Origin of the sequence: Lysinibacillus sp. NPDC096382 (assembly GCF_044762845.1) — a bacterium.
GTDB lineage: Bacteria > Bacillota > Bacilli > Bacillales_A > Planococcaceae > Lysinibacillus.
This window is the reverse complement of sequence record NZ_JBIWFC010000001.1, coordinates 613,468-639,701: the sequence shown is the minus strand read 5'-3', so window position 1 is coordinate 639,701 and position 26,234 is coordinate 613,468. Positions and strand designations below refer to the sequence as shown.

Here is a 26,234-nt window from a genome sequence, read left to right as displayed (position 1 = left end):
ATATGAGCAAATCGAGAATAAACATTCCAATGCTTGTTCCCGATTTTGGCTCTATTACTTTTAAGTTAGTTTACAGCGTTTAAATGATCTTTTAAATACTGTATAAATGGATGCTCTTCTATATCTGATTTGCGTGTACATATAAATAAACTTTGCTGAATATCTGCCTGTTCAACATACACCCGAGCTAGTTTCTCATTTGCTATACTTTCCGTTACACTGTAGGACGGTGCTAAAGTCATACCGTATCCTGCTTCTACTACTTTAATCGATTCATGCAAGCCCTGCATTTGAAGTCCTAATTTAGGTAATGGACCGTTAAACGTGTAAAAAACCGACTCCAATAAATCAAGTGTCGAGCTACCACGTTCCCGATAAATAAAGTCCTCATTCGATAATTTGTAAATGGGGACAGTTTGATTTGCTAAAGAATGTGATGGGTGAACAACAAACCAAAACGGGATATCTACTATTTTTTCAAACCGTAAATCAGGGTGACCCATTTTATTTTGCACGACAAAACCAAGATCTACTTCATAATTCAGGACTTGCTCTTCCACAGATTTTACATTGCCTAGCGACACAAAAAATTCAATGTGAGGATTAGCAAGCTTATACGCTGCTATAATAGGCGGGAGTATATGGTTTATCGGTATATAGGAAGAAGCAATATGTATTTTTTCTTCCTTCGCTAAAAATTTACCAAGCTTGTCATCAATTTGTGCTTCTAAATAAAATAAACGCAATCCTTGCTCATACAAAAACTTCCCCTCAGGAGTTAATTGAATGCCACGTCCTTTCCCTTCAATTAGTTTTGTTCCTATTTCGCTCTCTAATTTCCGAATTTGAATAGTAACAGCTGGTTGGCTAAGAAGCATTTTATTCGCTGCTGCGGTAATTCCTCCAAGCTTTGCTACATTCGTAAAAATCCTTAATGCATGCAAATTCATTTCAATCACACCTTTCTATTCATAAATTATATTTATGAATAAGCAATTATTATATATTTGTTTTATGTATTATTTAGCAGTAATTTAGGTATGAGGTGATTTGATGGAAATTTTACTACATGAATGGTTATCAGTAAATGGGTTTATGTTATTTACAATTGGCTTACTCGCAGCAATTATTGGTGTTCTTTTCGGCGCTGCAGGCTTCGTTTTGTTACCTGCAATGTTACTTATTGGCATTCCAATTCATACAACCGTAGCAGTTAATAAATTCGCGACAGGAATTTCAGCCCTATCCAATGTCGTATCGTTTATAATTAAAGGACATTTATCGGTAAAAAAATTCACATCTTTAATTATGATATCTAGTTTTGGAGGTTTATTTGGCGCATTTTTAGCCACTCGATTATCAGAGCAAGTCATGAATGTTGTAGCTTGCGTATTCTTAATTTTCGCATTTTTCATTGTACTTTGCAGTAATAAATTTATGGTAAAGGATATAAAAGAAACGGAGGAACAATCAATTAATAAACTCATTCCGTTTGTGATTTCTATATATGACGGTGGTTTTGGACCAGGCTCAGCCTTAATGAATGTAACCTATCATCTTAAAAAGCAATATAACTATATAAAAGCAGTTGAGGTAACAAGAATTATTACATTTTCAAGTTGTACAGGTGCATTTCTCTTTTACTACTTTACGGGCATTGTTAATTGGGGAATCGCAATTCCTGTTTCAATTGGCTCTATCGTTGGCTCGTTCTTAGGTTTAAAGATAATTCCATATATCAAAACAAAATGGATTCAAATTTTATTACCCATCATTTTTTTCTTGCTAATTGTTCAGGTCGTATCAGATTTATTGATGTAACACTCATTGGCTAATATACGTTCTTAGGCTTCTCATCTGATGGTGTGCAAATTTATCTTACAAGTAAAGACACAGCGTTATTTTGGTTTGTTTCTTCAAAAAAGGTTGGGCAGTTAGTTATGATGAAAGAAAATAACTGTCTGGCCTGCATGAATTTTACATAAAAATATTTCTGCATCACGTTACTGGTCTATGTTACTATTTCTAAGAAAGTGTTCTAATTGCAAGAAAGCAGTCTAAAAAACTGAAATAAAAAAGCAGATTTGGAAAATGAAATATTCCCCAAATCTACTTTTAATTTTTTAAGTAATCTATATTGAAAACAGGCTATATTTTTAACTCTTTTATCCCTGCTTTTAATGTGTCTGCATCTACTTTTAATGTTCCCCAGCTGTCTTTAGCTGATTTCAAATTAGGTAGTAAAAATTTGAATTTATTTTGTTCCGCTTTTGCAGATGCATTCTCGATATGTCTCAGTACGCCTGAATATTGAGAGTCTAAATCATTCCATTGTGTAGACATAAAAGTAAGAGCGTTAATAGCATCATCGAGTGCATTGTACATCTCACTAATATTACTATGTGCAATGCCAACTACACGATTTAATGTTGTTTTATAATCAACTGTCTGATTTAATTGTGCTAATAACGGTTCTAATTGACCTAATTGATCTCTTGCTATCCCTAACATAATACCACCAGCAATCCACGTAGGAATAGAGGGCACAGATACTGTTATTATTCCATCAGACTCTAATTTTTTATAATAGTTTACTGATTCTAAAACTTCTTTTAGTCGCTTTTGATCATCCTCAACTGCAACCCCCTGGTTTTTTAAAATCGACTGTAAAAGATCTTTGTTACTGCCGAATGCTCTTACATCTTGTCCAACAGCGTCCCTTAATTTAGTTAATTCTCCTATTAATTGTTGTGCATATTTTTGATTTTGTTGAATTTCTTCTCGTAAATCTGTAATCCCTTCTATTAACGTCTCTCCATCTCCTGTATGAATGGCCTCTACAATTATGTCATAATAATTTTCAAATTTTGTATCGTATTCAATAATACCTGTCAATGTATCTATCAACTGTTTTTTTACTTTTGTATCCCATGTAAGGGCATGTGCTCTTGCATCCTTTTGATCTTGTACAATTTTACCAGGTAAATTTGGATAGTCCTTAATATTAATTCCTTCAAAGTTGACATCTGGATTCTTAATTAACATATAAGAATAGGCATTCATAGATTTTGCAAAAAGCCCCGCCATTTGCAAGGTTTCTCTCATCTTCGCTTCATTTGCTGAAAGAGACGTATCACTATTGTTAGTTTGCTCAATCTTACTTGTCTCTGCAAATGCTGCTACTGGAGAAATTACAGAAGTTGTTGTCAAGGTTAAAAGCGTCGATACAGCGAGTACTTTGTAAAGAGATTTTTTTTTCATTTTGTATTCCTCCTAGCTGTCTTTCAATTCTTTTCTTCTTGTTTAAACGCAATGTCTTTTGCAATAAATTCTGCATCTTGATGAATATCATTCCAACTCTGTTTAGCTGCTTTTAAATCATCAGGTATTAAAGAGAGCTTATGTTCTTGCATTTGATCGATATTATCATATAAATCTTTATAATTTGCCCCCATTGTATTCCAGTGTTGCTGAATATTCGTTAGAGACATTATCGCTTGATCCACTGTTTGATACAGATATGTCAAAGTGTCTTTAGCGTTAGTAAGTGCAATAACTGCTTGGTTAGCAAAATCGGCTTTCATCGTTAATTCTCCGATTTTATTAGAAATTTCGTTATAGGAGTTCATATGATTAGATGCCGTAACACCAGCTGCTGTTCCTAAACTAATACCAGCAGAACCTAGAACTGCAAGGCCGCCTACAACAGCCGGTGTAGCTGTTCCGCCAGTCACAACGATTACTACCCCTCCTGCAATCGTTCCAATAACTAAAACAGCTGCTCCCAAGCCACCACCAATTGACCATGCTAATACATTGTCAAAATGGGCCTTCTGAGTGGAACGCAGATTTTCAATTTCAGCTTGAATGTGTGGAATCAATGCTTGTTTTCCCGCTAATATTGCCGTTAATCCACCTTTCCCATCTGGACCGCCAATATTATTTTTAAAATCTATAGTATTTGTATACAGTTTTGTTTTGAAGGCTTCTAACATTTTAATTACTTCTGTAACTTCTTTCGAATTTGTATTAATTGTACTGATTAAATCGCCTATACCTTCTTTTAAGCCTTCCTTATCTTTCTTTTGTACAGTGTCTATCAATGTGTCGTAATAGTTATTAAATTGTTCATCATAATTTACAATATTACGTGCTGTCTTTTGAATTTTTGGCTTCGCCGTATCTAACCAATAATTCGCGTGGATTCGAGACAGTTCCTGATTAAGGTGAATATTTTTGATTAATTCTCCCCCTCCTGAACCTAAATCAATATTGGATAGATTTACATTCGGCTGTTTAATCATTGTTTTTGCGTACAAATCCATTACAAGAATATGAGATCCTGTTTGAGCTAACGCTTTTTTCAGTCCTTCAGGTCCTAATGTATAATAATTTCCTATTTTTTGTTCCAGAGTAATCTGTTCTTGTGCAAGTGCATGAATAGTGCCACTGTTAGTTGCGGTTATAACCGTTGCTAAAGTGGCCACAGTTAATACTTTAAAAGGGAATTTCTTCATATTAAACTCCTCCAAACCTTCGATAGATTTTTATAATTTTAGAATATTAAAATTTATCAACTTGTTCCTCTAGTTGACTTATTATATTTTTCAATCGTCTTAATGTCTCTTTTTGAGACGGATTGTCAGTAGTATCAGCATCAGTACTTAATTTTTTGATACTATTTTTTATTAAATTCAAGTCTTCTTTATAGCGTTTCAATAGGTCAAGTTCTACATCCACTTGGCTAGCAAATGTATGCAAATCATCTTGCATAAGAAGTAGCATTGATTTTTGTAAATCTGCTATCGTTAGTTTCGTTGTTAAATCATATAATTTTTGATTTTGTTGTCCTAAATCATCTAAGTATGCTCGTTGTTCTGCCTTTAGATTATTTACTTCAGCGAAGGTACTATATGCTTTTTTGATTTTTTCTGGGTCAATTGCTTTCATAAGGTCATACTCTTTCGCTTTTGTAGCTGCCGCTGCAGCAATTTCACCTTTTTTATTTTTCTCAATTGCTTCACGAGCTTCTTTTTTAGCAGTTTCAATCTCTAAAGCAGATTTACCCTTTTCTTTTGCTTCTTGCTCTGCTTTTTCCTCAGCTTCTAGAATAGATTTATTAATTTCTTTTCCTTTGTTATACGCCGCCGCCGCTGTTTGTGCAGCTGGGTCGATAATATCTTTTACAAGACTATAAATCTCTTGGAATATTTTAAGTCCTTGTACATTTAAAGCTCCCGGAAGAAATGCCATTTGCTGCAAATCATTTTGAATTAATTTTTTGGTATCTAGTAATTCGTCTTTTAGCTTGTCTATCTTCCCCGTTCCCTCTAAACTTAGTACCCCCTGAGCTTTTGTCACATCCGTATCGAGATCTTTAAGTTTTTTTTCAAGCTGTAATTTAAGGTCTGTTAATTCATTAATCTGAAGTTGCACATTTTCTTGATTCGTTATAGCCATTTCTTGAAGGACTTCTAATCTATCCAAAAAACCTTCTCTATCGTCCTTATTATCTACATACCCTTTCAATGTTGGATAATAATGATTAAATTTAGTGGCAAATCCTTTACTTTTTGAATTTATTAGCATTAACTTTGGATAATGTTCCGATGACCATTCTTTCATATCCTGTTTTATTAGAAATTGCTCTGTGTTTAAAGCTGGTACTTCCTCTAGCTGTACATTAGGGCTTATTAAAGCCTGATCTATATATAGTTGAATCAATTTAGACTGTGCACCTAATTTTCTTAAAGATGAGGAAATAGCGATGTTCTCTTCTTGAACTTCCGCCTGAACTAAAGGCGTTGTAAAAGTATGTATAGGAATAGCCCCCGTTGTAAAAATGGACGTTATCATTAGCCCTGTAATTATTTTCTTTTTCATTTTGTTTACCTCCTTCTATAATATTTTTCAAAGTAATTTATGCAATTACTTCTTAAGTACCTCTCTATACTTATTGTTTCAGGAAAGATCCTTGCCAAAATGATTTATACTTTCCTACAATGTAAATTTTAGGTATTGTCACAATTTTTGGCAAACTGCAGTGTAAAGAATCTATTTTATGTGTAAAATAGTTAATTCTCGCTGTAATATTGATTTTAAATAGATTAATAAGAACAAAATTAACATGAATGTGCCATAATATGGCGAAAATAAGCAGATTGAAATTGCAATATTGACATATTTTAGCCAACGGAATAGGCAATAAATCTTCAAATTTTAGACATACTGGTCATTTTAGAAAGGACGTATTTATTGCTTTCCATTCCTTAGATAAATAACTAAAGAACCAATTGCCGATTAAAGATTGGCAATTGGTTCTTAGAGTAGATTTTTGATTTGTTTAGTAAAAACTGATTAGCTCCGACTTTAAAAGGTGTAGATTAAGTCTATACTTTCATCCAGCGCGCATTTCTCCCTTTTGAAATAAGTTTAATTTCACCTAATAGTTGCAAATCAGTTAAAGCTTTACTAATAGTACTTTCAGCTATATCTGGGTAAATGCTTCGAATGCATTCTTTTGTAAATGGTTGCTTTTGATGATGAATAAAATTTTGAATTCGCTCTACCTTAGTATGTTTACATATAGAATCCAGTACTCTGCTATGTAGATCTTCATAAGCTTCTAAAATAATAAGTAAGAACTCTTTTAGCCAGAAGCTACTATTATGCCCATTACAATACCAATTAACCGATGATTTAAATATGGCTTCATAGTATTCTGACTCTCTCTTCTTTATATATTCATCTAAACAAACATATTTTACAAATGTATGTCCGCTTTTTACTAATAGTAATTGCATTAACATAATTGTTAATCTACCATTGCCTTGACTAAAAGGAATTATGCAATAAAAGTTCAATATAAAACGAGCTATTAATATAAGTGTAGGTAACTCTTTTTTCTGATGTAATAAATTGTACTGGTTACATAGTTGTTCTATTGCCCGCGGAATATTTTCAGGTGGAAAAGGACGATAACAAATCGTATGCATCCCTTTTTCGGGAAGTCCTGGGATAGAAAATGGCTTTTGGCGCCATTTTGCACCGTCAGAGGTATTATAATGAATTAATTGGAAATGCAATTCTTGTATAGTATCTGGACTTATAGAAAAAGTACAAGATTTTTTATGTACTAAAGACAAAGTTTCATAATAACAAAATATCGCATCTTCCGAAATTGATTGGGGCATCATATCATCTAAAATAAGTTCTTTTAATCGCTTATTTGAAACTTTTATATCCTCATAAACTGAAATATAATTTTTTATGTATTGTAGGGGTATAGCTTTTTCAAGGCTAGTGAATATGTCAGGTCTTTGCTCTTTATAAGCGGTCAACATTCCTTTATATTCACTAATTTCACTGACCAAGTTTATTAGTTGTTGCTCAATATTTATGTACGGGTCTTCGAAATAATTTCTCATTTTGTTCCTCCTGTTACAATCTCTCAATGCTCTATTACAATAATAAATTTTTGTTGTTAGGATTTCCTAATGTTATTCAGTATTACTATTCAAATAACATCCGGTTTAATAGAGCTTTTACTTTCTAAAAAAGAGGATTAATTTATTATTCAAATTTTTGTATAAAGTTTAGACTGATTTATTCAAAAAGTGGATGTATCGTAAATATAGATGTTAGACATTAGACATTATTAAATATCGGAATATTATCTTTTAAATGTACTGATTTTTATTATTTTTTGTGACATTTTATATATATTTTTTCTTCCCGCTATATAATCATCCATTTAGGTATGTTGAACAACTAAACCCGCTTCGTTAGTTCAATTTACTTCAACAAAAAGAGCGTTAATCCCTTGTTGGATCAACGCTTTAATTTCTAATTAAACTATACCGATTGGATCTGTTTAACCTTTTGAATTATTAGGATTTTCAAGAATAAAACTAAAGAGAGCAATGTATGTACTATACTAAATATAATCAGTCCTGATGTGACATCTGGTTCTTTTTTAAAGTTGAATAACGAAGGAACTCCCACGTAAAAAGGTAGTAAAACGTAAATGTAATACATTACTCCAAAGTATAATACTAGTAAGAAAATGATCACACAAAATCTACTGAAACTAGGTTTCGCAAAAGCAACCCTATGCCTTCCTTTTGCTAAATTATAGCATGTTGATCCTAATACAGAGATTAAAATAATACAAATGAAGATTGTGATACCCAGAATTATCTTAGCGGCAGAATTCACCTTTGGAAAATCCTTACCTAATAAAGGTTTAGGGGTTCCTCCCTCCACTATTCTAAATAAATTAAATCCAGAATGGTATGTTATATCTTGTTTCGAATTTGACAAGAGAACAAGACCAAAGGATTTATCAGAAGAAAGGACCATCGTTGAAGTGAAGCCTGGTAACCCACCCTCCATATACATATTATGAGGATATACATACCAATTGTACCCTACGCCATATTTATTAGCTTTGAATATTTCAGTAATACTATTTGAACGAATCAGATTACCCGTAGGCGTTATTCCCCCGTTGAGTAAACACATCATAAACTTTGCTAAATCTGTGGCATTTGAGGATAACCCAGCCGAGCTAGATGTAGCATAGACTAGCTTTTCCTCATAGGGTTTAATTTTCCCCCATTGATAGCGATGCCCCATTGCTGTATTGGAAAGGTGATGATTATCAAATGTAAAATACCCTGTTCTGTTCATTCCGAGAGGCTTAAAAATATTGTCATCCATATATTTTATAAAAGGGACACCTGAAACTTCCTCAATAATTATTTGTAACAAATCTGTATTCATATTGGTGTATTCAAAAGTTTCACCAGGTTTTGCAACTAACATAACATTACCTAGTTTATCACTAATTTGCTCTATAATCTCCCGGCGATCTACACTTTTAACATCATGAACATTGAGACGACTTGGCAAACCACTCGAGTGATTAAGTAAATGTTTAATAGTAATTTGATTTGACATTAAAGCATCTCTTGTCTTAAACCAAGGAAGATAGTCAACAACAGGATCTTCTATACTTAAAAATCCTTTCTCCTGAAGCTGCATAATAGCTAATGTGGTAAACACTTTAGAAAGCGATCCTAAGTTAAAGTTTGTATTTTCGTCAATCTGCTGGGTATCTTCTCGTATATCTAAAATTCCAAAACCTTTAGAATAAATAATCCCATTAGAATCAACTAGTGCAAAGGCCATCCCCAGAATATCATGTGTTTTCATGTTGCTCTCAATTTCAACTTCAATCAGTTTTATTTTCTCATCCCTATTACTTATTGTTGCCAAAACTTTATCTGTAGACATAATTAGTAAAATACAGAGAATGCTAGTAATTAAAACTATACTCTTTTTAATCATACTTCCCCCTACTCTTTAATATTAAACCACTCTACATCTAGTACTGTTTTAACTACTGTACGAAGTATCAAAAGATTTTTTAAGGAATCTTTTTCGAAAAAAAATAAACAATGTTGCGAACTTGGACTATTACTGATGTTGCAACATTGTTTTCTTATTATGAATTGTTTTTTTTCGATTCCATTTAATTTATATATTGTTGCTGTTGGCGTTGTTGTTTAGAAAGTTCTCTTATTGCAGCAGGTAATAAATATTTATTCACCGCATCAGTAAGCTTTTCTGCTACCTCTCCTTTATTATATATTATTATTACTTTTTCAATTTTCTACTTCAGTCAAAATTTCCTAAAACCATATAACTTTTTTCCCTTCATATTCTATAGAATCAGATTGAATTTTGAGGGGAAACGTTGGGATTGAATTCACGGCTCTTCATTGGATTTACGTTGTTTTTATTGTCCTTATCATTGGATTAATGGTTAAACGTCACGATACCACCCTCATTTGTGTACTAGGCAGCAATCGTTGCTACAGCCCTTTAATAAAAATACTCACTGGTATAACGGTCCCATTCCTGCTAATATTCCAATCATCGTTTTACCCCCTAAAATATGTCACTATCTTCTCTATAATTCTAACAATAGCACCCAATTTCCTTATAAACAGTTAGACCCAATACAGCAAAAGAGCGCAATCCTTCCTGGATAACGCCCGATTCTTGAAGAAGCTACTGCATATTGTCTTCGTACTGTGTAGCAGGTAATTAATTTTTAACAAGCTTAGATGTGTCTTCTTCATCTACACGATACTTTCCCCTTAATGCTCGAATTTTCCCTGCTACATCTGCTTGTTCAATGTTTTCTTTTGCATAACGTTTCACGTCATTATTCCCGACGCATACGCTATGTACTGCATGTTCAAACAAGCATTGGTCATTGCTATCATTCCCAAAAGCAATAAACTGTTGAATGTTCAACCTATGTAGTCCACTAACTTTATTAATCCCTAGAGGGCTAATGTCGATGGCATGTTCAGTTTTATAGTGTGTGACTATGACTGGAAATGCTTCAAGCACTTCTAACACTTCCTCATTTGGTTGGAAAATAACTAATTTGCTGACTGGAAGTAATTGTTCCAACGGTATGTTCGTTGAATTGGTTTTATCGATATTTCGATAAATAGGATGTGCAATATCACCTGTAAAGGAGTAATCCCACTGACCATCTGCTAAATATTTCAACTGATGTCGATGAATAAGTGTGATGAGTTTGTCCAAAATTTGTTGTTCAAAATGTGTCACTTGAATTTGCCCATGATCATAAGTAAATGTTCCATTTCCTCCAACTAATAGACCTTCATGAAAATCCTTTGGTATGATAGGTACTAAATCACGAATAGGTCTAGCTGAGGCAAAAATCACTTGATGCCCTGCTAACTTTAATTCTTGAAGTGCTTCAATAATTTCTCTATCAATACTTTTACCATCAAAGCAAAGTGTTCCATCTAAATCGAATACAAAGTTCATTTGAATCCCTACCTCTTTATTAATTAACTATAACTATATTAAAATTAATACTATTAATACAGGACAGATGTCTCGGAGGAAAAAATGAATCAAAGTCTATTTAAATCTATTTATAACTACACTTTTACACAAGAACTAACTTCATCCCTTATTGTATGTCCTTTCCAACCAAATGAATACATTCTAAAAGCAGGAGACCAGATAGACGGAATATATTTTTTACTGTCAGGAAGGTATATGGTATCAAGTTTAGAAGTGACTGGGAAAGAGTTACTATTAAGGTACTGCCAACAGCCCTCGATTATGGGCGATATTGAAATATTTACAGATTGTTTAATTGTATCTAACTGTATCGCTGTAGAGCCATGTGAAGTTTTAATTATTCCATTAGAAGTGTACGAAACTCATTTAAAATTTGATAGTAAATTTAATCAATTATTATTGAAAGAGTTAGCATATAAGCTCCTAACTTGCACAATTTCATCTAGAGTTAATGCGCTTTCTCCAGTAAATGTACGTTTAGCAGCTTATTTATGTACTGTTGAATCCCCAACACATGTCAATCAATACATAAAAACAAATTCTTTAGATGATGTTGCCTCATTAATTGGTACTACAAAAAGACATATAAATCGTATCCTAAAGGACTGGACAGAAAAAGGGATTATCATTCGAGAAGATAATGCGATAGAAATTTTGGATTGGGCTAAGATGAAAGAAATTTCTGAAAATGTACGCTTTGAATAAACATGGAAAAACAAAACTTCATAAACTAAATTCTGAGGTTTTTCTTTTCCTTTAATCCTCTCTACTTGGTCACTTCGATTTAGAAGTGATCATTTTTATGTCTATGTTTGACAAAATAAATAGTAGTTATACGTGAAATCAAGGAACGATTATAGTACTTTCGCACTTTGTTGCGCTATGGCTTTTTCATTTATAAACAAAATAAAATCTACAAAAGCTTAATTCTTCAAAACCAATCTACTCCAAATTCTTCTAGTCTAATTCTTTTTTTTGCTTTTTCAACAGTATTTCTATCACTTTTTACTTTTATAAAACTCCATTTTAATTGCTTTAAGGTATTCAAAAACCTATTTTTTCGTAAAAAAATTTATTTAATTCTCTTTTTATAGACTAAGCGCCAATCACCTTCCCATTCTAATTCATAAAATATAGTAAAAATAAGATATTTTTTTTTGAAAATCTTTCTTTATAAAAAATGCCTATAACTTACGGGGTCAAAAACATATGAAAAAGGGAGGTGAAAAAATAATGGGAAAATTGGACCCGCAAAAATTGATTTGTGACAGTTGTTGTGAAAATAATCGAATTTTTTGGCCCCGTATGAAAGCTATTGATGTAGGTTCTATTCAACCTCCTCCAGTTGCTATCCCTGAAGGAACTATTATTCCAATAATAAATAGATATTTTTATATTGTGACAGATGATATTGATTTAACAAATGGAACAACTCTTCCTGCTAATTTATTTACAGATGATACTGGCGATCCAGTAACAGAATTCAAGCTTTTTAATCCCAATGGATATGTCAATCTTTACATCAATGCTGTGATGCAAGAAGGCGGTGCTTATAAAGTAACCCCGGATTCATTAATCCTTAAGCCATTTAATACAACTATTTTTGCCGGAACTCCAATCATTATTGAATCATTGGGTTTCCAACAAATGTGATAGGAGAATCTGCTAAATTATTCTTTTTCCCTTGAAAGGAGGTGAAAAAAATGGCACTTTCAATTATTAATATTCATGTAAACGTTAATGGTACTTCCACAAGATTTTTTGATGTGTTAGCAGCAGATTTAACAGTTGCTGACGGTACTACAATCCCCGCAACTGCCTTTCTAAATGATAGTGGAACTGCTGCGACTGCTTTTCCAGTAGTAACACACGGCTACTATAATTTCTATATAAACGGTGTATTACAAGAAGGTGGATCGTATACAATTTCTGCAACAGAGTTAACTTTTAACGGTGTTACTGGCACAATCTCAGCCGGAACTCCATTAGTAGTAGAAGCTGTAGAATTAGTTACACAAACTTAATGATTAATTTTTAACTAATCGCCTGTTGAAAATGTCTAGCCTTTCTTCTACCTTTTGTACAAGGGTCACTTTATTTCAGGTGACCCTTTATTTTTAATTTCCTGCCAAAGCTCCGATTTGAAAATAGTTATGAAAAAGCTGTTCATATAGAGATAATCCTCTAAAAAACTACACTTCAACTTCAAGCCTGTTCAAGAGTGAATGTTTTTCATCTGTACTGCCCAAATTCACAATATTTTAATGTTTAAATTTCAACACAAAAACTGTACCTCTTGCTCCCGATTGGACACTAATGGCTCCATCATGCAAATCAATTAACTGTTTAGTAATAGCCAACCCTAATCCTGTACCCGTTGTATCGTCTGTAGTATTTGTCCCTCGATAATATCGCTCAAAGAGGTTATCAAGCTCCTTCTGAGGGATTCCAGGACCTTTATCAGCAATGGTCAGCATAATTTCATTACCGATATTTTTCGCTTCTACACTTACCTTTGTACCATCAGGCGTATATTTTTTAGCATTAGTTATTAAATTGTCTAAAATGCGCTTTAATAAAAGCTCGTCTGCTTCGAGCATAACATCCCCATAAACCTTTACAGACACCTGCTCATCTTCATATTGAGGTAACCATATGTTGAGTGGTAATAACACTTTTTCAAGCTGGATCGCTTTATTTTTTAATTGGTACGTATAGGTTAAATCTTGTATAAGAGCATCCATGTACGTCGCCTTCTCCTGCATTGTAGTTGCAAAGTCGCGCATTTCTTCATTTGTCCACTCATAATCTTTAGAAGCAAGCATGGTTGAATAACCATATATAGAGCTTAACGGTGTCTTTAAATCATGTGATAAGCCTGTTATCCATTCTTCACGTAATTGCTCTGCATGCTTAATTTGCCGTTCATTAGAGTCAAGACGTTCCGATAAGTGATTGAGAGATTCATCAACTGGCTTAAATAACTTAAATTTCCTTTTTAATTTACCTGTCTTTCGGTGATGTACCTTCTTATCTCTTACTTCACTGTAATCAAACTGTGTAAGTCGCTCTATTCGAGATAGTATATACACAAGCGGACGAACAAATTGACGAGAAATGCTAATTGATAAAAAGAATACCCCTATTAACATGATAATACTTTCACCAAAGAAGCTGAAAATAAATAAAAACATTGCATTTTTAAAAGGATCTTCCAAAGGCTTGTATGACGGATTTGGCATCCGTACAACTAGTGTCGAGCCATCCTCCAAAGCAGCATTCTCTATAAACTCTTTATGTTCAAAAATATCATATTTCTCTTCTAGCAATTGAGGCTTATGTAGCTTTTTATAACGCTCTCCAATGATCTCTATCCTATCCCATTGCTCATTATAGATTTCAACAGATGCCTTATTGTCTTGTAAATGCTGGAGTACCACATTTGAAATTCCCCCTGTAGCTTTCCAATTTTGCAGTGCCTCCTCAAAAAGTGGTTGGACAGATGATATAGGTAGAAATAACAAATAATATTTAGGAATCTCCCATGTGTGCATCCCCGGGCGTTGAAGAGTCATTATTTCGTTATCTGTCATTCCACATAGTTCACATGAATCTCCTGTGTAATCAACAATATCCATCGATTCATTGAACAAATATAATTGCCCTGCATTCTCTTCAGCTCGCTTCACTAAATAATCAGCAAGCTTAATGGATTTGCCTTTTTCTATGACAGCATTATCTTCAATTTCAGAAGAAGTCATTGTATGAATATTGTCACCCATATGACCAATGAGAGATTGAAAGAAAAACACCAAACAAATAATAAAGCCTGAAATGATTAGTAAATAAAAAATGCTGAAATAAGATACAAAACGAAGCGTTAATCTCCTAGCTGGCTTCATGAAAGAACATCTCCAACAAGTTTATAACCAATACCCCTTACAGTTATAATGTAAGTTGGTTTACCTGGATTCTTTTCAATTTTTTCACGTAGTTTTCGAATATGTACCATCACTGTATTATCATCAAACAAACAATCACCCCATACACGCTCATAAATTTGCTCCTTCGATAATACTTGCCCTGCATTTTCACATAAATACTTCAGTAAGTGAAATAATCGCCCACTAATAATTTCCTTTGTACCATCTACCGTTATCTCTGCTGCATCCATATCAAATGTGAACCCATCACATGTGAATACATGGCTTTTTGATACAATCTTTTTCTTCATATATCTTGTAAGCTGTACCTTCACCCTCGCAACGAGCTCAAGTGGATTAAATGGCTTCGTAATATAATCGTCTGCACCGTTCATAAAACCGCGAAGCTTATCTGCATCACTACCTTTTGCCGTTAAAAAGAATATAGGCGCTTCACTATGCTCACGAATAATATTCGCCATATCCAGCCCACTCCCATCAGGAAGCATAATATCTAATAGATAAAAATCAAAAACCTTTGCTTTAATTTTATTTTTTGCTTCTTGAACAGTACAGCAAAGTGTAATGTCTAAAAACCCCTCTTTTCTTAATATAATTTCAATCATTTCCGCAATTGCACGTTCGTCCTCTAACACTAAAATTGACGCATCTTGCATACTATCACCTTCTTTTAAGATTAATTTAAAGTAGTCATAATTTCACAATAAGCTTTACCAACCACTATGTATAAGATAACCAATTAAGGAGATTAAACGCAATCAAAAAACGTGTTTCCTTTATTGATACAATACGTGGGTTCGGCCCTTAATAGCTAGTGCTTGTACTCTACATGATAAATGAATATACAACAAAAGCCTCATAAAACAGTGATCTTTTCATCATAAACAGTCATATCCCTCTTATAAAACTTTATAACCTTTTATTCAGTTTTTAAGACTTTATTAAGATGCTTATTATCTTCCTATAAGGTTATGCCCATATACTTACACTATATTAAATAGTATGGTTACATGTTTAGAAATAAAACGAGTTTCTTTTATTGATTTATGCAAGGATTTAGTTCACCCAGGATATTACTTGCGAATTTACTTATTGGAAACAAAGAAAAGTATATAGGTTGAAATATGTACCGCGCTAAAAAAGCGAGGTCCATTTGAGCAGATTTTACATTTGTGGACGCACAGAAGGAGGGTAACAGAATGCTGACGTTTATCTATGAAGTATTTGTCTTTTCAATTACTAACTTAATATTTGATAGCTTTGACAAAATAAAAAGAAAAAAGAAATAGCCCTCTTAGCTAAGGTTTCCGACTCAACTAGAAAGACTCCAATGAAGTTGTACATCGAAGAGGTGCTTTGGTCTAATAGCAAAATAATGAATTGGGAGGTTACATTTTTGGGAATAAAACGAGTTTCTTTTATTGATTGTATGCGAGGATTTAGTTTACTTGGGATATTACTCGCGAATTTGCTTATTTTTCAATTTGGAATTATAGGAAAGGATGAAGTAAGGGGTTTATCACAGCTTGATCAAGGTGCACTGTACTTCTTGAAAGTTTTTGTTGTAGACTCATTTATGCCGATTTTCACATTGCTTTTCGGCTTTTCACTTATGAAACTAGTAGAATCTGTACACCGAAAAGGTAGAAAAAGTAGATGGGTAATTCTTCGTCGGAGTATTGGTCTTATTGCATTAGGTTGGCTACATTCAGTAATTTGGGAAGGTGATATTTTAGTAATTTATGGTGTAACGATCCCTTTATTAATTCTTTTTATCAATCGAAAAGCAAAAACTACATTTATTTGGGCAGGGATACTGTTTGTTACTTCTACTGTGCTGTTGTATGGACCAAGTGAGGTCTCAATGAAGCAACAGCAAAGGATTGATACTTATATTGAAAAAGAAAGTCATACATATGTAAATGGTACTTTTGCAGAAACATATGATTTTCGTAAACATGCTGAAATGCCAGGAATGGAAGATCCTTTAGTTTATATGGTCAAAGTGATATTTGGACTAGTTTTACATTTACCATTATTTTTAGTAGGGATGGGTCTAGCCAAAATACGTGCATTTGAACATATGGAGCAGGAGAAAAAGTGGTATATGCTAGGGGCACTTCTTGTACCAATTGGACTGTTGTGCAAGTCTCTAGGACTAATGAAAAATAGTTTTTCTCCTATGTTTTCGATGGGCGGCGCTATGTTATTATCGTTAGGGTATGTATGTTTAGCTGCCTTACTGTATAAATTTTGGCATACCTCTATTATTTCACAGGTCTTTGAATATGTTGGTAAACTATCGCTAACAAATTATTTAATGCAATCCATTATTTGTACGACTATCTTTTATGGCTATGGCTTAGGGTTGTATGGAAAACTTGGTGTCTTTAATGGCATTTTGTTAGGCCTTATTGTATATAGTTTGCAATGTGTAGCGAGCTTTTTCTACTTGAAAAAAAATAAACGAGGTCCATTTGAACAGAATTTACATATGTGGACGCACTGGTCATACCCCAATCATCTAAAGCAAAAAAAGCAAGCTCAAAAAGTCGTTTGTTAGATATGAACAAAGAACCTAAGAAAAGAATTGCCATTTTATAATTTTTTAGAGCGATGTTTTAATCGCTCTTTTTTCATTTAATCCCTATCTAGTGATTCCGGAGTTATGCAAACTATTGGTAACTAATTACTAGAGGCTTCACACGGTATTGCCAACATCTCGGTGTGGGCCTAGCTGCTGTAGTTCCATTAACAAAGGGAATTGCAGTCGTTGGCGCCATTACAGGCATAGACAATTCTGGCTTCTCAAATATTTCCTTAGCAGATTCCTTGTTTGGCAATGCATTGGTGGTGGTACCGCTACTTTAACAGCTTTAGGACAAATAACAGCGATCTTTGCAGGAGGAGGAACATTAATTCCTTGGGCTTTAATCCCTGCTGCTATTTGTAATGTTAGCCCCTTCGAACTTGCATGGCGTAATTTATTTCTAGTGGCGATTGGCATTGTGAATACAACTATTGTGGCTGTATTTTTAATAAAACATTGTAAAAGTAATGAACTCTTTAGTGGTTCTTTTCTACACAATTATAATGGTATAATTTAACTATACAAATTAGAAAGGTAGATGAGTTCAATGAAAGTTTCCTATTGGCGCGGAGCAAAAATTCGGTTAAGAGCGCCTAAGTCTGAAGACATTCATATATTTGAAAATTTAGATGATGACATACTTAAAAACCTTGATTCAATCGCTTTCCCCCGGACAAATCAGCAAATTGAAGAATGGATAAATGAAATATCACAAGGGGCATCTACTGACAGTGATGATTTTTACTGGATTGCAGAGGATGCTTCAAACAATGTCGTGGGGACAATTGAGGTTTCTGGTTGTGATGGAAAGAATGGGACATTTGACTATGCTATAACGGTATTTCCCCCACATAGAGGAAAAGGGCATGCAAAAGATATGATTTTAACGATTTTAAAGCATTATTTCTTTGAACTTCGCTATCAGAAAGCAACAATTTGTGTTTACTCCTTTAATGCATCTTCTATAGCTCTACATAAAAAACTGCGATTTGTTGAAGAAGGCCGATTAAGAAATATGATTTATACAAATGGTACCTTTTATGACGAGATCTATTTTGGAATGACCAAGGATGAGTTTACTAAAATTCACTCTAATTAGTAAGAGATGGCTTCTGTTCATTGCAGAAGTCATCTCTTTTTTTTAAGGCTCAATATAAAATTTCCTTCTATTCTCATGAAACAGCTGCTGTAATTGATATTCGCTAATACCTAAAACATAAGCTTCACACATTATTTGTTCAACCTTTATAGAAATTTGTTGAAGGCTAACACTCTTTGCTTCAGCAGGCTTATTAACAGTTGCTTTTGAGTTAGGTTTTATAGCGATTATTCCCTTCTTCTGAAGCTCCTTGTAGCTTTTATGAACGGTATGAAGATTAAGGTTTGTTTCGGCTGCTAAATCACGAATAGAGGGCAATGGATCACCATTTTCGCAAATTTTTCCTGTCGCTATTTCAAAAAGTAGTTGCTGGGTTAACTGTTGATAAATAGGAATTTTACTCATTGGATCTATTTTCATATTCAATTGTTCACGTTTCCTTTCATATGGCTTATCGCTAAAAGTTGATGTCATTTGTGAAAACGTATATCATGCAAATAAGTTGGTTTGGTAGTGGATGTGCGACTCCTTGGGAATCAGGTCAAAGATGAAACCCTGAAGTACATGTTGTTGGTCACTCAGGTGTTTTCATAGAATGTGAAGTTCATAGCCCGAATCCCTCTATTTTATTTCACTCTTGCTACCCAAACACTTTTCTGAAAGAAGTTAAAATTTCTTTTTCGCAATAAAACTTTGCATAGTAACAGTCATCAATAAAACGAGCAGCAGTGTTCCTATAATATGGAGGCCATACCAAGTTTCCACATCACCCGACATTAGAATATTTGTTGCATACATACTATTACTAGCAGGATTAACAATGTCTATTAATGGATGTAGCCCAGCGATAAAACGACATATTAATAGACTAACAATACTTATTAGTGCAATAAATGCAGTACTTTTAAAAAATGTACTCATCATCGCAACAAACGTAATGATAAATAACAACCAAACACAATAAAATACTAATGCCCATAAAGCTTGTGTCAAAGGAACAGTAGTAAATAAGTACGCTGAATAGCCATAGGACACTGCATAGCCAAGAGCTATACAGATAACAGCCAATATATAATGGATGATGATTTTACTTTTTAAATAAGAAGCTATCGATACTGGCCTTGTTAGGATAAATGCCATCATGCCATTTGCTTTCTCTCCTTGGATAATACTCATAGTAGCAATGACCAGAATAATAATGCCTAGCTGATCAAACTGTGAATTTAATGTTGAGGCAAGTACCTCCTGTCCCACAGGCTTTGCCATCGTAGGATCAATTGTGATACCTTGAACACCACCAGCCGATTGTAAAATAACAGGTAAATAATACATCATAATCGGCTGAGTTAGCCCTAGTAAAATAAATACGATTGGGAGCCACAATATTTTAAACTCCCTTGCCATTTGCTGTACTTCTTTTTTGCTTAATGCAATAAAAGCATTCATTCATTTACACCACCAATTCTAAAAATATTTCTTCTAGATTGTCTTGAATACCCACTTCAAATTTAGTAATCATCACTTTTGAATCCAGTCCGTGCTGTATTAATCGATTAGCATCTGTTTCCAAATTTTCAACGTGGATTTTGAAGCCATTTTCACAGCTTTCGATTTTCTGCACATAAGATAATTGTTCAAGCATTGTTAACCACTGAAAATCTACCTTGCGAATCATTAAAAAGATAACTGATTCTTGATGGCGCTCAAGTAACTCTGATTTTGTAGCATCTTCTATTTTGTGACCATTTTTAATCATTATAAAGCGCTCACAAATTTCCTCCGCATCGCTCAATATGTGCGTTGATATTAAAACTGTCGTTTCTTTTTTTATCTCTTTTAATAAATTTAACACTTCTCTTCTTCCTATTGGATCTAGCGCTGATACCGGTTCATCCATAATCATTAAAGCCGGCTTATGCAACAATGCTTGTGCAATGCCGAGACGTTGCTTCATACCACCTGAAAATGTCCCGACATGAATATGTGCTTCTTTCCCTAAGCCTACCTTTTCTAAAAGTAATGGAATTTCTTTCTGCAATTCATTTTTTGATATGCCTGAAAGTGTTCCCATAAAGGACAATGTTTCAAATGCTGTCATCCATGAGAAAAAATTAGGAAACTGAGGTAAATAACCAATTTGATTTCTCATAGATGAAATCTTTTGACCATCAAGAAGAATTTCACCTTTGTCTGCATTCAGCATGTCTGCAATGATTTGAATTAACGTGGATTTCCCCGCTCCATTTGGTCCAATTAATCCAACACACTCATTGGAATCAATGACCATTGAAAAATCATTCACGGCTGTTTTTTGTTTAAACTTTTTCGTAATATTTTTAATCTCTAAGCGCACGTTTATTTACATCCTTTCTACCAATAATGAAATATAGAACAGAACCAATTGAGTTACAGAACAAAATAATAATTGTCCACATCAGTATGTTTTCTCGCGTATCTCTGTGCCGATATAAATCGAATAAAGCAACAATGATTAGAACAAATCCTACGAATAAAAATGGCAGAATGATTGGAAGTATACTTGCCCAATCCAATTGGCTTAAATCATCAAAACCATAGTGTAATTTCATTTCTAAAACCCCCAATTCATTATCATTATCAATAATGATAACAGAAGATGTAAATAATTTCATTACCTTTCTACTGTACATCTGTAAAAAAAATATATAGTATATTTATTGATAATGTTCTCATATTGATAACATTTGATTGCTTCCCTTGATTCCATTTGATAGGAGGATCGTTTTTATGCGGAATAAAGCAGAGGTTTTAATGCACCCTGTGAGAATGAAAATTTTACAAGCTCTAATGCACGATAAAGAAGAAGGCTTAAGCACTTTGGAGATGATTTCTATTATAAAGGATGTACCTCAAGCTACTTTGTATCGTCACATCCAAATTTTAATGGATGAAAACATCATAAAAATTGTGAAAGAGCGAAAAGTACGTTCTGTCACAGAAAAATTTTATGCATTAAATGAAGGAGCAGAAAAACTTAGTCAGGAGGATTGGACACGACTAACAATCAAGCAAAAATTAAATTATGTTTCTAACTATCAATTAGCTTTACTATCTCAATATCAAAATTATTTAAATTTACTTGATGAAGAAGAAAGACTTGCAGATTTAGCAACTTTCTCATTTATCGATTTGACATTAACGACTAATCAATTTATGAGTTTTGAAAATGAATTAAACGATCTAATAATTAAATACTATAATATGGCCGACTCAAGCAAAGAGACTGAGACAAAAACAATTGCTATAAATATTATTCCAAAACCTTAAGTAATATTTTTACGTAAAGAAATGGAGAAGATTTATGAAAAGAAGAAAGACAGTTGAAAACACACGAAAATTTATCATGATTATAGTTGGCGCCATCATCGCAGCATATGGACTAGAAGCGGTATTAATACCGAACGATGTCATTGATGGTGGCGTGACAGGTATTAGTATTATGGGAGCACACCTCTTTGATATTCCATTAGGCGTACTGCTCTTTGTATTAAATATTCCTTTTATTTGGATTGGCTACAAACAAGTAGGTAAAACTTTTGCATTGATGAGTTGTACTGGGATAGCAGCTCTTTCTATTTCCACAGTTCTTATGCATGATGTTAAAACAATTTTAGGTCCAAATGATCCGTTATTAATTGTTTTATCTGGTGGTATGCTACTAGGTGTTGGGATTGGGATTGTTTTACGTAACGGTGGGGCGTTAGATGGCTCTGAGGTTTTAGCCGTGTTGCTATCACGTAAAATTCCGTTTTCAGTCGGGGATATTATATTATTTATTAATGCCTTTATTTTCTTAGGGGCAAGCTTTATTTTTGGCTTAGAGAGCGCATTATACTCAGCTTTAACGTACTATATTGCGAAAAACGTTATCGATATTATTCAAGTAGGTTTAGAAAAATCAAAAGATGTTCGTGTTGTCAGTGCAAAATCAGAAGAAATTGGGGATGCGATACAAGCTCGTTTAGGACGTGGTGTTACATATACAAAAGGGCGTGGCGGTTTTTCTAATGAACCAACGGATATATTAAACTGTGTCATTAACCGTATGGAAGAAAATAAACTTGTGTCGATTATTAAAGATATCGATGAAAGTGCCTTTGTAGTTATTTCTGATGTATCAGAGGTACGTGGTGGTAACTTCAAAAAACGTGATATCCACTAAACAAAAGGTAAGAAAGTAAGTCGTTCATAAACTGCATCCCCATTGTTACATATCTAACAATGGGGATGCAGTTTTTTATGACTAAATATACAAGTGAACTTAAACAGGTATTACATTTTTTTCATTACGGGAGATTGCTAACTTTTGGCAAGGAGTTCGCTAAATTTTAGCTTTTCTTCTCCATGACACTAATTCCAATGCCCATAAATACGACTGTCATAAATAATAGTAGGCTTAAAGGTTGTAATAACTCTACATAAGAACTATCATTAATCGTCACACCTTTTAAAATCTCTAAACCATATGTGATTGGCGAAATATAAGATAGAGCTAAAATTACTTTAGAAGTAACGATTTCTAATGGCCAGTAAGCGCCACCTAGCATCGCAAATGGTACTGCAAGAAACGCCATCACTGTATTAAATATACTAGGTGTATTCGTAATTGAGGCGATAAATATGGATAGTGCAACGATACACAATAGATACGGTATGACTGCGATTAAACTTGCTACAAACCCTCCGTAAAACTCTACACCAACCCCAAAATAAAAAATGCAAAATACTAATACGATTTGAAGATAGCCTATTAAAAACGCATAAGCTAGATTGGCGGCATATACTTTCCATTTACTAATATTTGAAACCGTTAAACGATTCCAAATACCATTTCTACGCTCCATGACGATATGATTGACACCGTTGGATACCGTATAAATGACCATAAACAGTGCAAAGCCAAATAGAGTGTGAAGTCCAGAGTCCCATTTAAATCCTTTTTCATTGGCAAAGTTTGCATACTGAATATCAAATGATGGAGCTGTTTTCGCTACTGCGATCGCACTTGTTACCTCATCCTGCAAATCTGTAGGAAAAGCTTTTATCATCGCATCATTTTGAACCACCTGACTATAAATTCGGTCTAGTTCATGCTGAACCAATTTGGAATTCATAAAATCAACAGCCACCAGTAACTTATAGCCGGCTTCCTGTAATAAAATTGCTACATCGACTTTACCCGTTTCAACTAAATCTGTTGCTTCATCCTCACTATAAATCGTAAATTCGTAATTTTTATTACTTTCTAACTCAGTCAATACTTGCTTTGTCATTTCCTCACTTAAAGTCGAATGGACTGCAATCGGCTGCTTTGTTTGTTGTCCTTGCCCTATCAAATACGCATAAAGACATATAATAATAGTAGTTAAGATTAATGAACTAGGCTTTCTTTTTAATAATAAAAATTTTGTCTTGAGTATATTTATCATGCAATACCACCTCTTCTCGGGAACAATAAAAAGGCGATTGTTGTACAAACCACTGCTACAGCCGTTAATATCCATAAATAAGATGAAATCTGGCCAAGCCCTCCACCTTGCTGTATCGTTAAATAACTTTGTAAGGCTGCTCCATTCGGTGTCCAGCTCCCAATTTTCGCAAGTGTTGGTGCAAAGGTACTTAAATTAAAAAAGCTACCACCAAATAAAGCTAAAATTGATACGATAACTGAACCAAACACATTAGAAAACTCTGCCGAATTAAAGCGGTAGTTAGCAGCTGATAGTAATGCAGCAATACTCCCAACAACAATTGCCAGCATCAATGTCACGAGTAAATGTAAAGGCAATTGTACAAATGAAATATCAAGCATAAGATAGACAACTACAAATACAATGGACACTTGAATGAATGACAAAATAACAGTTGAAACAATAACCGCTAATAAATAAATGATCGGATGGATATTTGCTAGTAAAATACGATCAAAAATATGCATATGCTTTTCTAAAAATGCTTGACTGGCGATTGTCCCTGCTATATATAAAATAAACATGACAGTCATACTAAACGTATAATATACACTCGTTGAGACGGGCTCCTGTTGATTCACTGTCTGAACGGTAGATGAAATATCTGCTTTTGGTAATATAACATCCCGCGTTAATAACCCTTTTGAACTAAGCTCTGCCATAAGCGAATATTGATATTGAAATGACTTTAAAATATTTTGTACAATCGTTGAAGCAATTTCTTTCTGTTCGTTTAAATACACATGTAAGGCTGGAATATCTCCGTTCGCGAAAAGTGATGTATAAAATTGCTTTGTAAATCCTGCTGGTATTTCAAGTATTACATCGTACTCTCCTTCTTTTTTAAGCACATCCATATCACTTGAAGCAATCTGAGAGACAGTAATAAATTGTCGCATATCCTCCTGCTCTAGCAATTGCAAGAGCATAGAAATGGGTAGCATTTGTTTAAGGCTTTCCCGTGAATGTACATCAGTCCTCATCTCATCTTGTGATTCCTGCAAAAATGCCGCGAACTCTTGCTGCTCATCCTCATGTTGTACAATCGCAACCTTTACATCAATTGGACTATTATCCCCATCCATTAATGAGCCGATCGCAAAACTTATTATAGATATAAGTCCTATCGGCATTACTAGTAAAATCACCAACTCTTGAGGGTGACGCCACAATACTTTTAACTGTTTGCGAATAAGTGCTAAAAACATCACGGATCCCCCCTAATTCCTTAATGCTCTACCAGTTAAATGTAAAAACACATCTTCCAATGTCGGCTCTTTGACATGAAAACTTTTAAGAACTATGTCATGCTTCTCACATAAAGGTAATAACATCGGAAGGAAATTGGTATTTTTCGCTACACTAAAGGAAATATCCGCATCCTTTACCTGGAAATTAGATAAAAAGCCTTGTTTCATAAGCACATCAACAAAATCATTTGAATGCTTTTCTAGCTTTAAGACAATCGTTTTTTCTGAAGATAATATCGCCTTAATTTCTTCCTTTTTGCCAGCTGCAATTATATGCCCTTTATCCATAATATAAATGCGATCACATAAATACTCAACTTCCTCCATGTAATGACTCGTATAAATAATCGCTGTATTGGCCTCTTTATTCAGCCTCTTCACAGTTTCTAAAATATACTTTCTCGATTGCGGGTCAATGCCAACTGTCGGCTCATCCATAATTAAATATTCAGGCTCATGAAGTAAGGCAACACCAATATTTAAACGTCTTTTCATCCCGCCAGAAAAATGTTTAACAAGTTTTTTCGGCTCATTTTCGAGTCCGATTTGTGTAAGTACTAGACGAACCCGTTCCTGCAATTTCAAATGCGGAATTTTATAGACGTTCCCAAAAAACTCCAAATTCTCACGTGCTGTTAGTTCCTCATACAAGGCAATTTCTTGCGGTACAACCCCTAGTACTTTTCGTAAAGAAGTTGGATTTTTTAAAATGCTTTTATGCTGTAATAAGACATCACCAGCTGTTGGTTGAATCAAAGTCGACATCATCGCAATTGTCGTTGATTTTCCAGCGCCATTCGGTCCAAGAAGTCCTACAATTTCGCCTGACTCAATGTATAGGCTCACGTCATCCACAGCGTTTACTTTTTTAAATGTTTTTGTTAGATTAACTACTTCAATCATTCAACGGCCCCCTTTCTCTAA

24 protein-coding genes and 1 pseudogene are annotated in these 26,234 nt (G+C 33.9%); 9 read left to right on the top strand and 16 right to left on the bottom strand.

Translation table 11 applies throughout. The features are described from left to right. Positions 1 to 65 precede the first annotated feature (65 nt). Complete coding sequence (locus tag ACIQZA_RS03050) at positions 66 to 950, bottom strand: LysR family transcriptional regulator (protein ID WP_402879807.1); 885 nt, start codon at positions 948 to 950, stop codon at positions 66 to 68. A gap of 103 nt (positions 951 to 1,053) precedes the next feature. Here ACIQZA_RS03050 and ACIQZA_RS03045 point away from each other — a divergent pair, with 103 nt between their 5' ends. Continuing rightward, complete coding sequence (locus ACIQZA_RS03045; protein ID WP_402879808.1) at positions 1,054 to 1,821, top strand: sulfite exporter TauE/SafE family protein; 768 nt, start codon at positions 1,054 to 1,056, stop codon at positions 1,819 to 1,821. Positions 1,822 to 2,148: 327 nt separating this feature from the next. On the opposite strand, the gene hblA is transcribed toward ACIQZA_RS03045, so the two are convergent. The 6 genes from hblA to ACIQZA_RS03015 all read right to left on the bottom strand — a co-directional run bounded on the left by hblA (position 2,149) and on the right by ACIQZA_RS03015 (position 10,875). Continuing rightward, positions 2,149 to 3,261 carry a hemolysin BL binding component B gene (hblA, locus tag ACIQZA_RS03040; protein ID WP_402879810.1) on the bottom strand — a complete coding sequence of 371 codons (1,113 nt, stop codon included), beginning with the start codon at positions 3,259 to 3,261 and terminating at the stop codon, positions 2,149 to 2,151. A 23-nt stretch (positions 3,262 to 3,284) separates the two neighbouring features. After that, a complete protein-coding gene (gene hblD / locus ACIQZA_RS03035; RefSeq protein WP_402879811.1) occupies positions 3,285 to 4,517 on the bottom strand; it encodes a hemolysin BL lytic component L1 in 1,233 nt (410 codons plus the stop codon). A 46-nt stretch (positions 4,518 to 4,563) separates the two neighbouring features. Continuing rightward, positions 4,564 to 5,883, bottom strand: a complete 1,320-nt coding sequence (gene hblC, locus ACIQZA_RS03030; protein WP_402879813.1) for a hemolysin BL lytic component L2 — start codon at positions 5,881 to 5,883, stop codon at positions 4,564 to 4,566. Positions 5,884 to 6,389: 506 nt separating this feature from the next. After that, positions 6,390 to 7,427 carry a Fic family protein gene (locus tag ACIQZA_RS03025; protein ID WP_402879814.1) on the bottom strand — a complete coding sequence of 346 codons (1,038 nt, stop codon included), beginning with the start codon at positions 7,425 to 7,427 and terminating at the stop codon, positions 6,390 to 6,392. Between the two features lie 427 nt (positions 7,428 to 7,854). After that, positions 7,855 to 9,351, bottom strand: a complete 1,497-nt coding sequence (locus tag ACIQZA_RS03020) for a serine hydrolase domain-containing protein (RefSeq protein ID WP_402879816.1) — start codon at positions 9,349 to 9,351, stop codon at positions 7,855 to 7,857. Between the two features lie 762 nt (positions 9,352 to 10,113). Continuing rightward, positions 10,114 to 10,875 carry an HAD-IIB family hydrolase gene (locus ACIQZA_RS03015; protein WP_402879818.1) on the bottom strand — a complete coding sequence of 254 codons (762 nt, stop codon included), beginning with the start codon at positions 10,873 to 10,875 and terminating at the stop codon, positions 10,114 to 10,116. A gap of 84 nt (positions 10,876 to 10,959) precedes the next feature. On the opposite strand from ACIQZA_RS03015, the gene ACIQZA_RS03010 reads away from it, so the two are divergent. The 3 genes from ACIQZA_RS03010 to ACIQZA_RS03000 all read left to right on the top strand — a co-directional run bounded on the left by ACIQZA_RS03010 (position 10,960) and on the right by ACIQZA_RS03000 (position 12,941). Next, positions 10,960 to 11,622: a Crp/Fnr family transcriptional regulator gene (locus tag ACIQZA_RS03010; RefSeq protein ID WP_142508440.1), complete on the top strand. Its 663-nt coding sequence runs from the start codon at positions 10,960 to 10,962 to the stop codon at positions 11,620 to 11,622. 504 nt (positions 11,623 to 12,126) lie between these two features. Continuing rightward, on the top strand, positions 12,127 to 12,570 hold the full coding sequence (locus ACIQZA_RS03005; protein WP_402879821.1) for a DUF4183 domain-containing protein: 444 nt from the start codon (positions 12,127 to 12,129) through the stop codon (positions 12,568 to 12,570). Positions 12,571 to 12,620: 50 nt separating this feature from the next. Next, positions 12,621 to 12,941 carry a DUF4183 domain-containing protein gene (locus tag ACIQZA_RS03000; RefSeq protein ID WP_142508441.1) on the top strand — a complete coding sequence of 107 codons (321 nt, stop codon included), beginning with the start codon at positions 12,621 to 12,623 and terminating at the stop codon, positions 12,939 to 12,941. Positions 12,942 to 13,178: 237 nt separating this feature from the next. On the opposite strand, the gene ACIQZA_RS02995 is transcribed toward ACIQZA_RS03000, so the two are convergent. Then, entirely contained in the window at positions 13,179 to 14,819 is a 1,641-nt protein-coding gene (locus tag ACIQZA_RS02995; protein WP_402879822.1) for a sensor histidine kinase, read from the bottom strand. After that, positions 14,816 to 15,517, bottom strand: coding sequence for a response regulator transcription factor (locus ACIQZA_RS02990; RefSeq protein WP_402879823.1), 702 nt, complete (start codon positions 15,515 to 15,517; stop codon positions 14,816 to 14,818). Before ACIQZA_RS02990 ends, ACIQZA_RS02995 begins: the two co-directional genes overlap by 4 nt. Positions 15,518 to 16,257: 740 nt before the next feature. On the opposite strand from ACIQZA_RS02990, the gene ACIQZA_RS02985 reads away from it, so the two are divergent. The 3 genes and pseudogenes from ACIQZA_RS02985 to ACIQZA_RS02975 all read left to right on the top strand — a co-directional run bounded on the left by ACIQZA_RS02985 (position 16,258) and on the right by ACIQZA_RS02975 (position 18,550). After that, a complete protein-coding gene (locus tag ACIQZA_RS02985; protein WP_402879825.1) occupies positions 16,258 to 17,424 on the top strand; it encodes a DUF418 domain-containing protein in 1,167 nt (388 codons plus the stop codon). Positions 17,425 to 17,541: 117 nt separating this feature from the next. Next, positions 17,542 to 17,968 (top strand): annotated as a pseudogene (locus ACIQZA_RS02980) (hypothetical protein); the annotation flags it as partial. 30 nt (positions 17,969 to 17,998) lie between these two features. Further along, the gene (locus ACIQZA_RS02975; protein WP_400935278.1) at positions 17,999 to 18,550 is read left to right on the top strand and encodes a GNAT family N-acetyltransferase; all 552 of its coding nucleotides are present in this window, start codon (positions 17,999 to 18,001) and stop codon (positions 18,548 to 18,550) included. Positions 18,551 to 18,592: 42 nt separating this feature from the next. Here ACIQZA_RS02975 and ACIQZA_RS02970 read toward each other — a convergent pair whose 3' ends face one another. The 4 genes from ACIQZA_RS02970 to ACIQZA_RS02955 form a co-directional block, all read right to left on the bottom strand. Next, positions 18,593 to 18,970 (bottom strand): GntR family transcriptional regulator, encoded by a 378-nt coding sequence (locus ACIQZA_RS02970; protein WP_402880256.1) that lies wholly within the window; start codon positions 18,968 to 18,970, stop codon positions 18,593 to 18,595. A gap of 246 nt (positions 18,971 to 19,216) precedes the next feature. Beyond that, positions 19,217 to 19,996 carry an ABC transporter permease gene (locus tag ACIQZA_RS02965; protein ID WP_400935284.1) on the bottom strand — a complete coding sequence of 260 codons (780 nt, stop codon included), beginning with the start codon at positions 19,994 to 19,996 and terminating at the stop codon, positions 19,217 to 19,219. 4 nt (positions 19,997 to 20,000) lie between these two features. Continuing rightward, the gene (locus ACIQZA_RS02960; RefSeq protein WP_400935287.1) at positions 20,001 to 20,903 is read right to left on the bottom strand and encodes an ABC transporter ATP-binding protein; all 903 of its coding nucleotides are present in this window, start codon (positions 20,901 to 20,903) and stop codon (positions 20,001 to 20,003) included. Continuing rightward, a complete protein-coding gene (locus tag ACIQZA_RS02955; RefSeq protein ID WP_142508449.1) occupies positions 20,887 to 21,138 on the bottom strand; it encodes a PLD nuclease N-terminal domain-containing protein in 252 nt (83 codons plus the stop codon). The genes ACIQZA_RS02960 and ACIQZA_RS02955 overlap by 17 nt, the downstream gene beginning before the upstream one ends. A gap of 178 nt (positions 21,139 to 21,316) precedes the next feature. Here ACIQZA_RS02955 and ACIQZA_RS02950 point away from each other — a divergent pair, with 178 nt between their 5' ends. Further along, positions 21,317 to 21,856, top strand: coding sequence for a helix-turn-helix domain-containing protein (locus ACIQZA_RS02950; RefSeq protein ID WP_400935290.1), 540 nt, complete (start codon positions 21,317 to 21,319; stop codon positions 21,854 to 21,856). Positions 21,857 to 21,890: 34 nt separating this feature from the next. Continuing rightward, the gene (locus ACIQZA_RS02945; RefSeq protein ID WP_400935293.1) at positions 21,891 to 22,751 is read left to right on the top strand and encodes a YitT family protein; all 861 of its coding nucleotides are present in this window, start codon (positions 21,891 to 21,893) and stop codon (positions 22,749 to 22,751) included. A gap of 166 nt (positions 22,752 to 22,917) precedes the next feature. Here ACIQZA_RS02945 and ACIQZA_RS02940 read toward each other — a convergent pair whose 3' ends face one another. From ACIQZA_RS02940 to ACIQZA_RS02930, 3 genes are read right to left on the bottom strand one after another with little or no spacing between them, the layout of a single operon-like run. Continuing rightward, the gene (locus tag ACIQZA_RS02940; RefSeq protein WP_402879828.1) at positions 22,918 to 24,018 is read right to left on the bottom strand and encodes an ABC transporter permease; all 1,101 of its coding nucleotides are present in this window, start codon (positions 24,016 to 24,018) and stop codon (positions 22,918 to 22,920) included. Further along, complete coding sequence (locus tag ACIQZA_RS02935) at positions 24,015 to 25,268, bottom strand: ABC transporter permease (protein WP_402879830.1); 1,254 nt, start codon at positions 25,266 to 25,268, stop codon at positions 24,015 to 24,017. Before ACIQZA_RS02935 ends, ACIQZA_RS02940 begins: the two co-directional genes overlap by 4 nt. 12 nt (positions 25,269 to 25,280) lie before the next feature. Next, positions 25,281 to 26,213: an ABC transporter ATP-binding protein gene (locus ACIQZA_RS02930; protein ID WP_402879832.1), complete on the bottom strand. Its 933-nt coding sequence runs from the start codon at positions 26,211 to 26,213 to the stop codon at positions 25,281 to 25,283. Between the last annotated feature and the right edge of the window lie 21 nt (positions 26,214 to 26,234).

Bases quoted from the DNA above. Each gene is read 5' to 3' on its own strand.
- ACIQZA_RS03050 (WP_402879807.1), bottom strand. From the start codon at position 950: ATGAATTTGCATGCATTAAGGATTTTTACGAATGTAGCAAAGCTTGGA.
- ACIQZA_RS03045 (WP_402879808.1), top strand. From the start codon at position 1,054: ATGGAAATTTTACTACATGAATGGTTATCAGTAAATGGGTTTATGTTA.
- hblA (WP_402879810.1), bottom strand. From the start codon at position 3,261: ATGAAAAAAAAATCTCTTTACAAAGTACTCGCTGTATCGACGCTTTTA.
- hblD (WP_402879811.1), bottom strand. From the start codon at position 4,517: ATGAAGAAATTCCCTTTTAAAGTATTAACTGTGGCCACTTTAGCAACG.
- hblC (WP_402879813.1), bottom strand. From the start codon at position 5,883: ATGAAAAAGAAAATAATTACAGGGCTAATGATAACGTCCATTTTTACA.
- ACIQZA_RS03025 (WP_402879814.1), bottom strand. From the start codon at position 7,427: ATGAGAAATTATTTCGAAGACCCGTACATAAATATTGAGCAACAACTA.
- ACIQZA_RS03020 (WP_402879816.1), bottom strand. From the start codon at position 9,351: ATGATTAAAAAGAGTATAGTTTTAATTACTAGCATTCTCTGTATTTTA.
- ACIQZA_RS03015 (WP_402879818.1), bottom strand. From the start codon at position 10,875: ATGAACTTTGTATTCGATTTAGATGGAACACTTTGCTTTGATGGTAAA.
- ACIQZA_RS03010 (WP_142508440.1), top strand. From the start codon at position 10,960: ATGAATCAAAGTCTATTTAAATCTATTTATAACTACACTTTTACACAA.
- ACIQZA_RS03005 (WP_402879821.1), top strand. From the start codon at position 12,127: ATGAAAAAGGGAGGTGAAAAAATAATGGGAAAATTGGACCCGCAAAAA.
- ACIQZA_RS03000 (WP_142508441.1), top strand. From the start codon at position 12,621: ATGGCACTTTCAATTATTAATATTCATGTAAACGTTAATGGTACTTCC.
- ACIQZA_RS02995 (WP_402879822.1), bottom strand. From the start codon at position 14,819: ATGAAGCCAGCTAGGAGATTAACGCTTCGTTTTGTATCTTATTTCAGC.
- ACIQZA_RS02990 (WP_402879823.1), bottom strand. From the start codon at position 15,517: ATGCAAGATGCGTCAATTTTAGTGTTAGAGGACGAACGTGCAATTGCG.
- ACIQZA_RS02975 (WP_400935278.1), top strand. From the start codon at position 17,999: ATGAAAGTTTCCTATTGGCGCGGAGCAAAAATTCGGTTAAGAGCGCCT.
- ACIQZA_RS02970 (WP_402880256.1), bottom strand. From the start codon at position 18,970: ATGAAAATAGATCCAATGAGTAAAATTCCTATTTATCAACAGTTAACC.
- ACIQZA_RS02965 (WP_400935284.1), bottom strand. From the start codon at position 19,996: ATGAATGCTTTTATTGCATTAAGCAAAAAAGAAGTACAGCAAATGGCA.
- ACIQZA_RS02955 (WP_142508449.1), bottom strand. From the start codon at position 21,138: ATGAAATTACACTATGGTTTTGATGATTTAAGCCAATTGGATTGGGCA.
- ACIQZA_RS02950 (WP_400935290.1), top strand. From the start codon at position 21,317: ATGCGGAATAAAGCAGAGGTTTTAATGCACCCTGTGAGAATGAAAATT.
- ACIQZA_RS02945 (WP_400935293.1), top strand. From the start codon at position 21,891: ATGAAAAGAAGAAAGACAGTTGAAAACACACGAAAATTTATCATGATT.
- ACIQZA_RS02940 (WP_402879828.1), bottom strand. From the start codon at position 24,018: ATGATAAATATACTCAAGACAAAATTTTTATTATTAAAAAGAAAGCCT.
- ACIQZA_RS02935 (WP_402879830.1), bottom strand. From the start codon at position 25,268: ATGTTTTTAGCACTTATTCGCAAACAGTTAAAAGTATTGTGGCGTCAC.
- ACIQZA_RS02930 (WP_402879832.1), bottom strand. From the start codon at position 26,213: ATGATTGAAGTAGTTAATCTAACAAAAACATTTAAAAAAGTAAACGCT.